The organism is Mycobacterium sp. E3247, assembly GCF_001667785.1.
GTDB lineage: Bacteria > Actinomycetota > Actinomycetes > Mycobacteriales > Mycobacteriaceae > Mycobacterium.
In genome coordinates this window covers 25,111-37,885 of record NZ_LZJG01000300.1, presented here as the reverse complement: position 1 = coordinate 37,885, position 12,775 = coordinate 25,111, and the positions used below count along the sequence as shown (strand labels likewise).

Genomic DNA, 12,775 nt, shown 5'->3' with positions numbered 1-12,775 from the left:
AAAGGAAAGACGACGCATGACCAAACTCGCCCAGACCCTCGGCCTGACCGAATTCCAGACCGAAATCATCGACACCGTAAGGCAATTCGTCGAAAAGGAAGTCATCCCGAACGCCGCCGAGCTGGAGCGCGACGACACCTACCCACAGGACATCGTCGACCGGATGCGCGACATGGGCCTGTTCGGGCTGATGATTCCCCAGGAGTATGGCGGCCTGGGGGAGTCGCTGCTGACATACGCGCTGTGCGTCGAGGAGCTGGCGCGCGGCTGGATGAGTGTGTCCGGGGTGCTCAACACCCATTTCATCGTGGCCTACATGCTGCGCCAGCACGGCACCGATGCGCAGCAGCAGCGGTTCCTGCCGCGGATGGCGACCGGCGAGACGCGAGGCTCCTTCTCGATGTCGGAGCCCGAGCTGGGCTCCGATGTCGCCGCGATCCGGACGCGGGCCCGGCGCCAGCCCGACGGCGGCTACACCATCGACGGGCAAAAGATGTGGCTGACCAACGGTGGAAGCTCGACGCTGATCGCGGTGCTGGTCCGCACCGACGAAGGCGCGGACAAGCCGCACCGAAACCTGACGGCGTTCCTGGTCGAGAAGCCGACGGGCTTCGGCGAAGTCGTGCCCGGCCTGGTCATACCGGGCAAGATCGACAAGCTGGGTTACAAGGGGATCGACACCACCGAGCTCATCTTCGACGGCTACCGGGCCAGCGCCGATGACGTTCTGGGCGGTACCCCCGGGCAGGGCTTCTTCCAGATGATGGACGGGATCGAAGTCGGCAGGGTCAACGTGTCGGCCCGGGCGTGCGGTGTCGGCATCCGCGCCTTCGAGCTCGCCGTCCGCTACGCCCAGCAGCGCCACACCTTCGGCAAGCCCATCGCCGAGCATCAGGCCATCGCATTCCAGCTGGCCGAGATGGCCACCAAAATCGAAGCGGCACATCTGATGATGGTCAACGCAGCGCGGCTGAAGGACTCGGGCGAGCGCAACGACGTGGCCGCCGGGATGGCGAAGTACCTGGCCAGCGAATACTGCACCGAAGTCACTCAGCAGAGCTTCCGGATCCACGGCGGCTACGGCTATTCCAAGGAATACGAGATCGAGCGGCTGATGCGTGACGCGCCGTTCCTGCTCATCGGCGAGGGAACCAGCGAGATCCAGAAGTCCATCATCAGCAAGCGGCTGCTCGCCGAGTATCAGGTGTAGCGATGACGGTTCCGGATTTCGCGGCGCGACCGCAGCTTTCCGACGACGTCGCGCGCTTGATCCGCCAGCGGATCTTCGATGGCACCTACGTCGCGGGGTCCTACGTCCGTTTGGACCAATTGGCCGCCGAGTTGGGAATCAGCGTCACACCGGTGCGGGAAGCGCTGTTTGCCCTGCGCGCGGAGGGCTTGATCGCCCAACAGCCGCGACGGGGTTTCATGGTGTTGCCGGTGACAGGTCGCGACGTCACCGACGTCGCGAACGTGCAGGCACACGTCGGCGGCGAACTCGCGGCGCGGGCCGCGACCAACATCAGCGACGACCAACTGCGCGAACTCAAACAAATCCAGGCGGAGCTCGAAGACGCCTACGCCGGCGACGACGACGAGCGCACGGTGCGCCTCAACCACCAATTCCACCGGGCCATCAACGTCGCCGCGGACTCGCCCAAACTCGCCCAGCTGATGTCCCAGATCACCCGCTACGCACCGGAATCGGTGTTTCCCGCCATCCAAGGCTGGCCCGAACAGTCGATGAGGGACCACCGCCGCATCTTGTCCGCGCTGAAAAAGCGCGACGAGAACCTCGCACGCGCGGCGATGGCGCAACACCTGGCCGCGGGCGCCGTTCCGTTGATCGACCACCTGACCGCGCGCGGCGTCGTCGACGAGGGGAGCCGTCCGCCGTCGGGCTAACCGTTGTCCTGCGCGCCTGCCTCGGCATAGGCTGCCATCTCAAGGGGGCCAAACGACACAGAGCGAGGACAAGTGCCCCGAACGATTCGCGCATCGGCCGTATTCGTGGCGACTGTGACAGCTATCGCCCTGGCGCCGCCGGCCGTCGCCGACATGCTCGACCCGATTCCCGGCAACGGTGTCTTCGTCGTGGGTGTCGACATCGCGCCGGGCCTCTACCACACGGGTGGGTCGGGATCGGTCTTCGGTGTCTGGATCAACAACGTGCCGACACAGGAGTCGATGTGCTCGTGGTTCACCTACAGCACGCCCGATGCGAACAAGGACCATGTGCTACAGACGAATACCTCGATCGGTCCGATGTACGCGAACATCAACACCTCGGTCAAGGCGTTCGAGTCGCAGAACTGTCAACCCTGGACCCGGGTCTCCTGATCCCGATTCGCGTCGCTCAGCATCTCCCGCAGTCGAGGTAGGTCGACCTTGCCGGTGCCGCCTCGCGGGACGTCGTCGTCGCATGTCAGCGGTAGCCACACCGTCGGTACCTTGAAGGCGCTCAGCAGGTTTCGCGCGTGCCGACTCAGCTGGTCGGCCGTCAACGGTCCGTCGGACACCACGGCCGCACCGACCCGTTGGCCCGCCGTTGTGGGCACGTTGGTGACGAAGGCGCCACGGACGCCGTCGATGGTGCGCAGCGCCTGTTCGACCTCACCGGGATAGACGGTGGCGCCGCTCACCTTGAACATGTCGTCGCAGCGTCCGTGGTAGAACAGGAACCCCTCCTCGTCGAGGCGGCCCAGGTCGCCGGTGGGGTAGAAGCCGTCGACGGTGAACACGTCCTCTCGGCCGCGGCCGCAGATGCCGCGCAGTGTGTGCGGTCCCCGAATCTGGATCATGCCGACCGTTCCGCCCGGGACGGGATCGCCGCTGTCGGGGTCGACGATGCGAACTTCCATGCCGGGGAATGGTTTTCCGCAGCTGCCCCACGCAGTCGCCGGCATACCGGTGTCGGCAGGATAGCCGCAGTACGGACCGAACGCCTCGGTCATGCCGAACAGCGTGGCGCGGGCGCCGGGTTGGGCCCGCTGTTCGGGCGGGAGCACGGCCTGCAGGCTTCCGGGTCGCAGGGCCGATAGGTCGGCGCCGGCGGTGGCGGCGTGGCGGGCGAGCGTCTCGGCTTGGTCGGGCCAGCCGCGGAACAACGTCACCCGCTCGGCTTCCAGCAGTCGCAGTGTCGTCTCGGGCCGGGGAATCTCCTCGGTCACCAGGGTGGCGCCGGCTAGCAGCGCGGACAGGATTCCGCTGCCGAAGCCACCCACCCAGAAGAATGGCATCGGGAGATACAGACGGGTGTCGGGGGTGATGCATCGCGCGCCCAGGCTCGACCGGGTCGCGCCGAGCGCGCTGCCGTGAGAGTGCATGACTCCCTTGGGCGGCCCACTGCTGCCGGAGGTGAACATGATGACCAACGGGTCGGCGGCGTTGACCCTTTCCGTCAGGGCGTCGACCAGTCGGCGGGCTCGAAGGCCGGCGGTCGCGTCGGCGAGCCGGTCGGCCGTCCAGACCTGACGCAGGGCGGGAAGTTGGGTCCGCGGCGCGAGGTCGTCCAGATATCGGTGCCCGCGGAATTCCTCGACGCCGACCAGCAGTTGCACCGCGGCGGCCCGCAGTTGGGCGGCCAGCTCCCGCGCCGTCAGCAGGGTGCTCAGCGGAACCAGCACGGCCCCGACGCGGGTCAAGGCGACAGCGATCTGCACCCAGCGGGTGCTGTTGGGCATGATCAATCCCACCCGCGTGCCTTTGCCCACACCGGCTTCGACGAACACCGCGGCCAATTCTCGTGTAGTGGAGTCGAGTTCGCGATAACTGACCCGCGACGTAGGGTCGATCACCATCGGCTTGTCGCCGTCGTGGTCGGAGCGCAGCCGTACCAGTCGGTCGACGGTGTCAGGCACCGAAGAGCTCCCTCAGTCCTCGGGTGTCGACCTTGCCACTGGAGAGCAACGGAAGCTCCGAGCGTGAGACGGCCACAAAGCGCCGGGGGATCTTGTATGCCGACAGCTCCGCCTTGAGCCGGTCGCGCAACGCCGCCGGGTCGAAGGCAGCACCGTCCGGCACCACCACGACCGCCGCGACCAGCTGGCCCCGCCGGGCATCGGGAACGCCTATGACGTGCGCTGCCAGCCCGCCGGTGACGCTGGCGATAGCCCGTTCGACCTCGACCGCCGAGACATTGGCTCCCGCCGTCTTGATCATCGTGCCGAGCCGGCCGAGGTAGTAGAAGAATCCGTCCGCGTCCACCCGCACCAGATCGCCGCTGTGGAACCAGCCGTCGGCATCGAAGCACTCCTCGCGACTGCGTCCGTAATAGCGTTGCATCACAAACGGTCCGCGGATGCACAGTTCGCCGGCGTCGCCTGCGGTCACCGGTTCTCCCGTTTCGGCGCCGATGATCCTGGTGTCGAAACCGGGTGCCGGCTTGCCGAATGACCCGCGCCGGTTTCGTAGGCGCGCCCCGCGCTCATCCGCTCGTGCTTGCCCATCAAGGCCATCCGCAGGGCAATGGAGCGGGGCAGCACGCGCGACATCGCCAAGGCGGCTTTCCGCCTCGTCGAGCAGAGCCAGGCATATCAGGGTGAGGAAGTCGCGAGCTATCTCTTCCACGCCTTCGGCACCAACCTGCAATTCGGGCCAGGAGAGTTCAACTTCGTCAAGGCCCGCGCACAGCATGGGACCAAGGAAGCGTTCCGGCTCCGTGACGAACACTTCGACGTGCCGGAACCCGAAGTGTAGTAACCCTATTCGGTATCCGGCTAGCGCGCGGCCGGGGCCTTGGTGCGTGCGCGTGACGCGGGCGACTTGGCCGCCTTGCGTGGCCGTGACGGCGCGGCCTTGCCGCCTTTCCGCCCCTTGCCTTCTTCGATCAACCGGCCGGCGTGATCCAGGATGCAGCCGAGTCCGTACTCGAAGTTGGTTTCGTCGGGTGCGCCGATCCGGTGCCCGATGCGGCTGACTTGGGCCAGCAGGGGAGTCTTCTCGGGGTCGATGGCGACGGCGTCCTCGATGGCACGCGCACCCTCATGGGAGGATTGGTTCTTCTCGTAAAGCCGCTGCAGCACCACCGAGCCGCGGACGTGCACCGAAACCGCCGAGTAGGTGTCGAAGGCGTCCTCCGGCGACAGCCCGGCTTCGACCAGGTTGGCGATGGCCTTCTCCATCTCCTCGGCACCCAGCCGTGCCGCCTTCGGGCTGAGCGCGGCGCGGATCAGAATCAGGTCGCACAGAATTGGGTTACCCATGAACGTTTTACGCATCAGGCGCGCGTGGTTGGCCAATGTCTCGCGCCAGTCGCTGGCCTCGACGTAGGGGGTGGCGAACCGATACTTGCTCAATGCGCGGTCGGTCATCGCGTTGAGCAGGTCATCCTTCTTGCGGAAGTACCAGTAGATGCTCGTGACGCCGACGCCCAGATGTTTGCCAAGCAGCGGCATGCTCAAGTTGTCGATCGATACCTGCTCCGCGAGTTCGAATGCGCCACTGATGATGTCATCGGGATTGATGGATCCGCGTTCGCGGCGTTGACGCCTATCGGCGGTAGCCTGCTTTGCCACTACGGGCACCTCCATCACGCTGTATCATGTGCATGCGGTCCAAGAGCCGTACCGACTCACCTGCGCAAGCTTAGCCGTGTCGCCGCTCGACGATGTCCGTCAACCCGGCTTTCGTGCACTTTTCATCTGCTACTGTAATACCTATCGTAGGCGTTTTGGTAACGATAGGCCGGGCGGGCGAACATGACCGGGCGCAAGCCATTCACCCAGTCATCCGATGAGCCACGGGAATTGCCATGGATTTAGGGCTGGCGGATGCCGCAACGGTGGTAGTCGGCGGTAGTCGCGGCATGGGTTTGGCCACGGCCCGCTGCCTCGCCGACGAAGGTGCCCGGGTCGCGGTGATCGGCCGCAGTCGTGACGCGCTCGACTGCGCCGCGGCGGAGTTGACGGGGCGCGGCAGCCCCGACGCCGTCGGGCTCGTCGCGGACATTGCCGATCCCGGTCAGGTCGACGAGGCGTTCGCCGAGCTCGGCCGGCGATGGGGCGGAGAACTCAATGCCCTTGTCAATACGGTCGGGCCGGGAGCGGCGGGCACGTTCGACGATTTGGCCGACGAGCAATGGCGCCAGGCCGTCGAAGACGGGGTGATGGGCATGGTGCGCTGTGTCCGCGCGGCACTTCCGCTGCTGCGCAAGGCGCAATGGGCGCGGATCGTCAACTTCTCGGCCCACTCGACCCAGCGGCAGAGCGTCATGCTGCCCGCCTACACGGCGGCCAAGTCGATGCTGACCAGCGTGTCCAAGAATCTGTCTCTGTTCTTGGCCAAGGACGAGATCTTGGTCAACGTGGTGTCGCCCGGCAGCATCGCGTCCGAGTCGCTCGTCGGTTGGGCGAAATCGGTGGGCGTCGACGGCGGCGATCTTTACGCGTTGATGGACGCCATCGACAAGCACTTCGGCCATCCGGCCCACATGCCACGGGCGGGGCTGCCGGAGGAAATCGGGCCGGTGGCCGCATTCCTCGCGTCGCGGCGCAACTCCTACATGACGGGGGCCAACATCAACGTCGACGGTGGTTCGGACTTCACCTGACCGCCCGGAACGGAAAAGCTCGGCCGAAAGAAGGAGTCGAAAGTGGCGACGGCAAGCGAGGCCCGCGCCTGGGCGCGCGGCGCATTGCGCGGAATCGGTGACTCGCTCTACACCCCGTTCTGCGGGCCGGACGGCGACGACATCGACTGGGAGGCCTATCGGACGCTGGTCCGTTACTGCGTCGGCGACCTTGGGCACCCGATGTTGTGGTGCACCAGCGGTCTCTCGGAGTTCTGGTCGCTGACCATCGATGAGCGAAAACGCTTGTTAGAGGTAGCGATTGAGGAAGGGCGTGCCGTCAATCCCGACGTCGTCGTGCAAGCCTGCACGGCCGCCATCGCCGCGAAGGACTGTCTGGAGTTGACGTTGCACGCCCAGGAAGCCGGCGCCGACATCGTCTACATCCAAACGCCGATGATGGAAGTGCATGGCGGCGAGGGCGTTCTGCGATTCTTCAAATACATCGCCTCGCGCACCGACATCGCCTTGGGCATGTTCAACTCGCCGTCGTCCGGCTACGTGCTGACCGCCGCCGAAAGCGCGCGGATCTACGATGAGGTGCCCGCCGTGTGCGCGACCAAGGAGGGCGCCTTCAGGCCGGCCAGCAGCCGGATGCTCCACCAGCTGGCGCCCGGCCTGGTGCTCTGGGAGTGTGACAAGACGGTGTATCGCGCCGGTTGGCTGCGCGACGGGATCGTCTGTCCGGCGCAACTGGGCACCGCGGGCTATCTGTTCGAGACGCCGCGGCGGCGATTGTTCTCGGAATACTGGGATTTGGTACAAAGCGACAAGCTGCTCGAGGCGATGGACTTCGGCCGCGAGTCGGGCCTGGACCAATTCGACCTCGACGTCGGATCCTGGTGGACGTGCTATCCGGGACGGGCCGATTACTTCACTCACTGGGGTGGCGCGTTCAAGTACGCCGCCTCGCTTCTCGGCTTGCCGATAGGCGCGTATCCGCATTCCCGGCCACCGCAGGCGGAGTTGCCGACGGAGGCCAAGTCGCAGATCGAGAACGCATACCGCCGGCTTGGACTCATCGAGGCCTAATCGGCGGCCAAAACCGCTGCGCCACATCGGGATACACAGCAGAGCCCGGCCACCGAGGTGACCGGGCCTGTGCCTAACCGTCTACTGTTCGGCCTGCTCGCGCGCCTCCGCGGCCTTGGCCTTGCCGCGGGCCTTCTCGGCCGCGGCTTCCTTCTTCGCCGCGCTGCGCTGCGCGTCGGCCTTGTCCTGCTGCGCCTGGCCCTCGTTGACCAGATCGTTGCGGCCGATGATCGTGCCCACGATTTCCTTGGCCTTGCCGAAGACGGCTTCGACGATGCCCTGGATCAGCTCGACCGGACCGCTCTTGATGTCAACCATTGCGTTTCCCCTCCCGGTAGTGGGTATCTGTGTTGGCTTTCCCTTTTCGCCGCCAGGAGGAAACGCGATCGGCGCGTGGTGCTCGCCACACCCGGGATATCCGTGCCACTCCTGGTCATGAGTAGCCCCGTCGACGGCGGTCAGGGGTGAGGTTCAGCAAGCCGAAATCCCCTGTTCGGCCGGGGTTCGTGGGCACCCGAAGGCGGTTGTGGAAAACGGTACCGATAGGTATACAGTATGCGTACAAATCGTCGCGGGATCGGGTAGCGGTCGTGAGGAGGTGGCGGGGGAGATGTCCGGCGGGGACGACGCTTCCGAGGCCGCAGTGCTCTACGAGTCCACCGGCAGCGGCGTGGCGATTCTGACCTTCAACCGTCCTGAACGCCTGAACGCCTGGGGGCCGGACATTGCCGCGGGCTTTTACTCGGCGATCGACCGCGCCGAACAGGACCCGGCCATCCGGGTGGTCGTGCTGACCGGCCGGGGCAAAGGATTCTGCGCCGGCGCGTATCTGGGCACGCCGAATTCCGCACCGAGTTACGGCGACACGATGGAGAAGGCGAGTCAGACCAACCTCGCCGAGTTGGTCGGGGAACGGCCGCCGCATTTCGTGACCACGCTGCGCAAGCCCGTCGTGGCCGCCATCAACGGCGCCTGCGTCGGCATCGGCCTGACCCAGGCGCTCATGTGTGACGTGCGGTTCGCGGCCGCCGGGGCCAAGTTCGCCGCGGTCTTCGCCCGCCGCGGACTGATCGCCGAGTTCGGCATCTCCTGGATACTGCCGCGACTGACAACCTGGGGCGTCGCCCTGGATCTGCTGTTGAGCGGCCGCACCTTCCTCGCCGAGGAGGCGGCCGACCTCGGCCTCGTCAAGGACGTGGTCGCGCCCGAGGATCTGATGAACCGCGCGCTGGAATACGCGGAGGACATCGCACGCAACTGCTCGCCGGCGTCCATGGAAGTGATCAAGCGGCAGGTATACGGTGACGCCACTCGCGATGTCGTGGACGCCACCGCGCGTGCCGAGGTGCTGCTGCACGAGGCGATGCCGCGGCCGGACGTCATCGAAGGCATCACCAGCTTTCTGGAGAAGCGGCCCCCCCGATTCCCTTCGCTCGACCCGACCGACGCTTAGTGTTCGCCGGTGATGCCGGAAAGGATGATCATGACCAGCTTGGGTTATAAGGCGATTGACGTCGACAACCACTACTACGAACCACTGGACGCCTTCACCCGCCACCTGGACAAGAAGTTCAAGCGGCGAGGCGTGCAGATGCTCAACGACGGCAAGCGCACCTGGGCCGTGATCGGGGATCGGGTCAACCACTTCATCCCCAACCCGACCTTTGACCCGATCATCGTGCCGGGCTGCCTGGACCTGTTGTTCCGCGGCGAAATCCCCGACGGCGTCGACCCCGCCTCGCTGATGAAGGTCGAGCGGCTGGCCAGCCACCCCGAGTACCAGAACCGCGACGCGCGGGTCGCGGTGATGGAGACCCAGGACGTCGAAACGGTGTTCATGCTGCCGACTTTCGCGTGCGGCGTCGAGGAGGCGCTCAAGGGAGACATCGAGGCCACGATGGCCTCGCTGCACGCGTTCAACCTGTGGCTCGACGAGGATTGGGGCTTCGACCGGCCCGATCACCGCATCATCGCCGCGCCCATCATTTCGCTGGCAGACCCGGCCAAGGCGCTCGAAGAGGTCGAGTTCGTGCTGGCGCGCGGCGCCAAGCTGGTGCTGGTGCGGCCCGCGCCGGTGCCCGGTGTGGTGAAGCCGAGATCGCTGGGCGATCCCAGCCACGACCCGGTGTGGGCCCGGCTCGCCGAGGCGGGGGTGCCGGTCGGCTTCCACCTCAGCGACAGCGGCTATCTGCACATCGCCGTGCAGTGGGGCGGCAAGGCGACCTTCGAGGGGTTCGGGGAAAAGGACCCACTGGATCAGGTTCTCCTCGACGACCGCGCCATCCACGACACGATGGCCTCGATGATCGTGCACGGTGTGTTCACCCGCCACCCCGGGCTCAGGGCGGTCAGCATCGAAAACGGCTCCTATTTCGTGCATCGGCTGATCAAGCGGCTGAAGAAGGTCGCCAACAACTACCCGCGGCATTTCCCCGAGGACCCGGTGGAGCAATTGCGCAACAATGTGTGGATCGCCCCCTACTACGAGGACGATTTGCAAGAGCTGGCCAACGTCATCGGCATCGACAAGATCCTGTTCGGGTCCGACTGGCCGCACGGCGAAGGCCTCGAGACGCCGGTGTCGTTCGCCGGGGAACTCAACGGCTTCGGCGAAGCCGATGTCCGAAAAGTGATGCGCGACAATGCTCTCGACCTGCTCGGCGTTCCGGTCCCGTCGGCCGTTTAGCGCCCCACCATGAGTGAATGGACTGTGGGCGCGGTTCTGGACGCCATCGCCGACGCCGTGCCGGACCGGCTGATGACCGTCTGCGGCGACCGCAAGAGCACCTTCGCCGACTCCGCGGTCCGCACCAACCGGTTGGCGAACTACCTCGAAGGCAGGGGTTTCGGCGTCTACGCGACCCGTGACGCGCTGCAGCGCTGGGAATGTGGACAGGACCGCATCGCGTTGCTGATGTACAACGACCTGTACCCGGACATGGTCGTCGGCTGCCTGAAGGCGCGCACCGTCCCGGTCAACGTGAACCACCACTACTCGCCCCGGGAAATCCGCGACCTGCTCGACTACGTCCGCCCACGGGGGATCATCTACCACCGCTCCCTCGGCGCCCGGTTCGCCGACGTCCTGCCGCCGATCGGTACCGAGTTGCTGATCTCCATCGATGACGGCAGTACGGTTCCCCAACTGCCGAAGGCGATCTCGCTCGACGACGCCCTGGCGTCCGTCGGCCCCGATCGCGAGGAGACCGGATCTCCGGACGATCTCATCATGATGTGCACCGGCGGGACGACGGGGCGTCCGAAGGGCGTGCTGTGGCGACAGAGCGACATGTACGTGTCGTCGATGGTCGGGGCCGATCATGCCAGCGTCACGGAGATTCACGACAAGGTCGCCGCGGGCGGCCAGCCGTGGTTCGCCGTCTCCCCGCTCATGCACGCCGCCGGCATGTGGACCGCGTTCTCCGCGCTCTGCGCCGGCCTGCCCGTAGTGCTTTACGACGACCGCAACAGGCTGGACGTCCGGTCGGTGTGGGAAACCGCGGAGCGCGAGAAGGTGGGCATGATGACCATGGTGGGCGACGCGTACGCCGGCCCACTGATCGCCGAGCTGCGCGCGCGTTCCTATGACCTGTCCTCGCTGCGTGCGATCGGCACCGGAGGCGCCGCGACGAACGCGAAACACAAACGCGCACTGATGGAATGCCTGCCACACATCACCATCATCGAGGGCTATGGGTCGTCGGAGAGCGGCAACATGGCGTTCGGGCACAGCCGCGGGGGGACCGCCAGCGAAACCTTCCAACCCAGGGAGGGGGCCAGCGTGGTGTCGGCCGACCGCAGCCGATTTCTGCGGCCCGGTGAGCGGGAAGTCGGCTGGGCCGCCAGGACAGGCCGCATCCCGCTCGGGTATTTCGGTGACGCCGAGGCCACGCAACGGACCTTCCCCGAGATCGACGGCCGGCGGGTGGTGATACCCGGCGACCGGGCATCGCTGGAGAAGGACGGCACCATCCGCCTGCTGGGCCGCGACTCGCTGGTCGTGAACACCGGTGGCGAAAAGGTTTTCGTCGAAGAGGTCGAAGAGGTACTGCGCGCTCAGCCGGGCGTCGCCGATGCCCTGGTCGTCGGCCGACCAAGCGAGCGGTGGGGTCAAGAGGTCGTCGCGCTCGTCGCCACGCAACCCGGCGCCCGGCTCACCCCGGACGGCGTCTACCACGCGTGCACGGCACAACTGGCGCATTTCAAGGCGCCGAAGGCCGTCATCTTCGTCGAGCAGATCGAACGCCTCGGCAACGGCAAGCCCAACTACCGATGGGCCAGAGAACAAGCCACTCAACACCTTCCGGTGAGCGCGCTGGTAGGGTCCGACGCCGAAGGAAGCCATGAATGACAAAGTGATTGACTGCCTGGTGAACGTCCACTTCGGCGAAGCCGAATCTCAGCCGACGTGGATGCTCAAGGTCAGGGACGACTACTTCAAGGGCCCCGAGTCGATGTTCGCCCCGGTCGATCTCTCCGAATTGCTCGCCGAGATGGACGAACAAGGTGTGCACAAGGCGATCCTGATGGACTCGCTCACCAACCCGTCCACCACCGCGCGCAAATTCGCCGAAGCCAAACCGGATCGATTCGCCTTGGCAGAGGGCGGGGTCAACCTGCTGCGCCCGGTGCCGTCGCTGCGCAAGCTCGCCGAGATCGCGGGCGACCTGCCCGTCGCGTATGCCGTAGTGGGGCCGAGCTTTTGGGGCGACGGCCAATACCCGCCCAGCGACGCCGTGTACTACCCGCTCTATGCCAAATGTGCGGAACTGGACCTTCCGCTGTGCATCAACACCGGCATCCCGGGGCCGCCCATACCCGGCGAGGTCCAGCATCCCATGCACCTGGATCGCGTGTGCCTACGATTCCCCGAACTGCGGCTGTGCATGATTCACGGCGCCGACCCGTGGTGGGACGTCGCGATTCGCTTGCTGCTGAAGTACCCGAACCTGCGCCTCATGACGTCGGCGTGGTCGCCCAAGCGGCTGCCGGAGAGCCTGCTGCACTACATGCGCACGCGCGGTCGCAACAAGGTGATCTACGCGTCCGACTGGCCGGTGTTGCCCATGCGGCGGGTCATCCCCGAGGCCCGTGCCCTTGATCTGCCGGCCGACGTGCTGGATAACTACCTTTACAACAACGCGCAGGATTTTTTCTTCGGCGACCGCGCCTGAC

At 66.0% G+C, this 12,775-nt stretch carries 12 protein-coding genes and 3 pseudogenes; 10 read left to right on the top strand and 5 right to left on the bottom strand.

The window, feature by feature from the left end; translation table 11 throughout:
• Positions 1-16: 16 nt before the first annotated feature.
• From A9X04_RS16470 to A9X04_RS16460, 3 genes are all read left to right on the top strand, one after another.
• Complete coding sequence (locus tag A9X04_RS16470) at positions 17-1,210, top strand: acyl-CoA dehydrogenase family protein (protein ID WP_067922419.1); 1,194 nt, start codon at positions 17-19, stop codon at positions 1,208-1,210.
• Between the two features lie 2 nt (positions 1,211-1,212).
• Positions 1,213-1,905, top strand: a complete 693-nt coding sequence (locus tag A9X04_RS16465) for a GntR family transcriptional regulator (RefSeq protein ID WP_067922416.1) — start codon at positions 1,213-1,215, stop codon at positions 1,903-1,905.
• A gap of 72 nt (positions 1,906-1,977) precedes the next feature.
• Positions 1,978-2,340 (top strand): hypothetical protein, encoded by a 363-nt coding sequence (locus tag A9X04_RS16460; RefSeq protein ID WP_067922413.1) that lies wholly within the window; start codon positions 1,978-1,980, stop codon positions 2,338-2,340.
• Here A9X04_RS16460 and A9X04_RS16455 read toward each other — a convergent pair.
• The 3 genes and pseudogenes from A9X04_RS16455 to A9X04_RS30480 all read right to left on the bottom strand — a co-directional run.
• A complete protein-coding gene (locus tag A9X04_RS16455; RefSeq protein ID WP_067922410.1) occupies positions 2,316-3,860 on the bottom strand; it encodes a class I adenylate-forming enzyme family protein in 1,545 nt (514 codons plus the stop codon). The two genes, A9X04_RS16460 and A9X04_RS16455, sit on opposite strands and share 25 nt — an antisense overlap.
• Positions 3,853-4,431, bottom strand: a pseudogene (locus tag A9X04_RS16450) (class I adenylate-forming enzyme family protein); the annotation flags it as partial. The pseudogene A9X04_RS16450 and the gene A9X04_RS16455, both read right to left, overlap by 8 nt.
• Positions 4,401-4,493: pseudogene (locus A9X04_RS30480) on the bottom strand (enoyl-CoA hydratase/isomerase family protein); the annotation flags it as partial. The pseudogenes A9X04_RS30480 and A9X04_RS16450, both read right to left, overlap by 31 nt.
• Between A9X04_RS30480 and A9X04_RS29785 the strand changes: the two are divergent.
• Positions 4,492-4,698, top strand: a pseudogene (locus A9X04_RS29785) (enoyl-CoA hydratase/isomerase family protein); the annotation flags it as partial. The pseudogenes A9X04_RS30480 and A9X04_RS29785 overlap by 2 nt on opposite strands.
• Positions 4,699-4,718: 20 nt before the next feature.
• Here the strand turns inward: A9X04_RS29785 and A9X04_RS16445 are convergent.
• Positions 4,719-5,531 carry a TetR/AcrR family transcriptional regulator gene (locus A9X04_RS16445; RefSeq protein WP_067922407.1) on the bottom strand — a complete coding sequence of 271 codons (813 nt, stop codon included), beginning with the start codon at positions 5,529-5,531 and terminating at the stop codon, positions 4,719-4,721.
• Between the two features lie 221 nt (positions 5,532-5,752).
• On the opposite strand from A9X04_RS16445, the gene A9X04_RS16440 reads away from it, so the two are divergent.
• On the top strand, positions 5,753-6,550 hold the full coding sequence (locus A9X04_RS16440) for an SDR family NAD(P)-dependent oxidoreductase (protein WP_067922404.1): 798 nt from the start codon (positions 5,753-5,755) through the stop codon (positions 6,548-6,550).
• A gap of 42 nt (positions 6,551-6,592) precedes the next feature.
• The gene (locus A9X04_RS16435; protein ID WP_067922401.1) at positions 6,593-7,600 is read left to right on the top strand and encodes a dihydrodipicolinate synthase family protein; all 1,008 of its coding nucleotides are present in this window, start codon (positions 6,593-6,595) and stop codon (positions 7,598-7,600) included.
• An 81-nt stretch (positions 7,601-7,681) separates the two neighbouring features.
• Here the strand turns inward: A9X04_RS16435 and A9X04_RS16430 are convergent, their stop codons facing one another.
• Positions 7,682-7,918: a general stress protein CsbD gene (locus A9X04_RS16430; protein WP_067922399.1), complete on the bottom strand. Its 237-nt coding sequence runs from the start codon at positions 7,916-7,918 to the stop codon at positions 7,682-7,684.
• Positions 7,919-8,210: 292 nt separating this feature from the next.
• Between A9X04_RS16430 and A9X04_RS16425 the strand changes: the two genes are divergently transcribed.
• Genes A9X04_RS16425 through A9X04_RS16410 form a run of 4 tightly spaced genes read left to right on the top strand, consistent with a single transcriptional unit; the run spans position 8,211 to position 12,774 of the window.
• Positions 8,211-9,053, top strand: a complete 843-nt coding sequence (locus A9X04_RS16425) for an enoyl-CoA hydratase (RefSeq protein WP_067922516.1) — start codon at positions 8,211-8,213, stop codon at positions 9,051-9,053.
• A 30-nt stretch (positions 9,054-9,083) separates the two neighbouring features.
• Complete coding sequence (locus A9X04_RS16420; protein ID WP_067922513.1) at positions 9,084-10,286, top strand: amidohydrolase family protein; 1,203 nt, start codon at positions 9,084-9,086, stop codon at positions 10,284-10,286.
• A 9-nt stretch (positions 10,287-10,295) separates the two neighbouring features.
• Entirely contained in the window at positions 10,296-11,951 is a 1,656-nt protein-coding gene (locus A9X04_RS16415; protein ID WP_067922396.1) for an acyl-CoA synthetase, read from the top strand.
• The gene (locus A9X04_RS16410) at positions 11,944-12,774 is read left to right on the top strand and encodes an amidohydrolase family protein (RefSeq protein ID WP_067922393.1); all 831 of its coding nucleotides are present in this window, start codon (positions 11,944-11,946) and stop codon (positions 12,772-12,774) included. The genes A9X04_RS16415 and A9X04_RS16410 overlap by 8 nt, the downstream gene beginning before the upstream one ends.
• The last annotated feature ends 1 nt before the right edge of the window (position 12,775 follow it).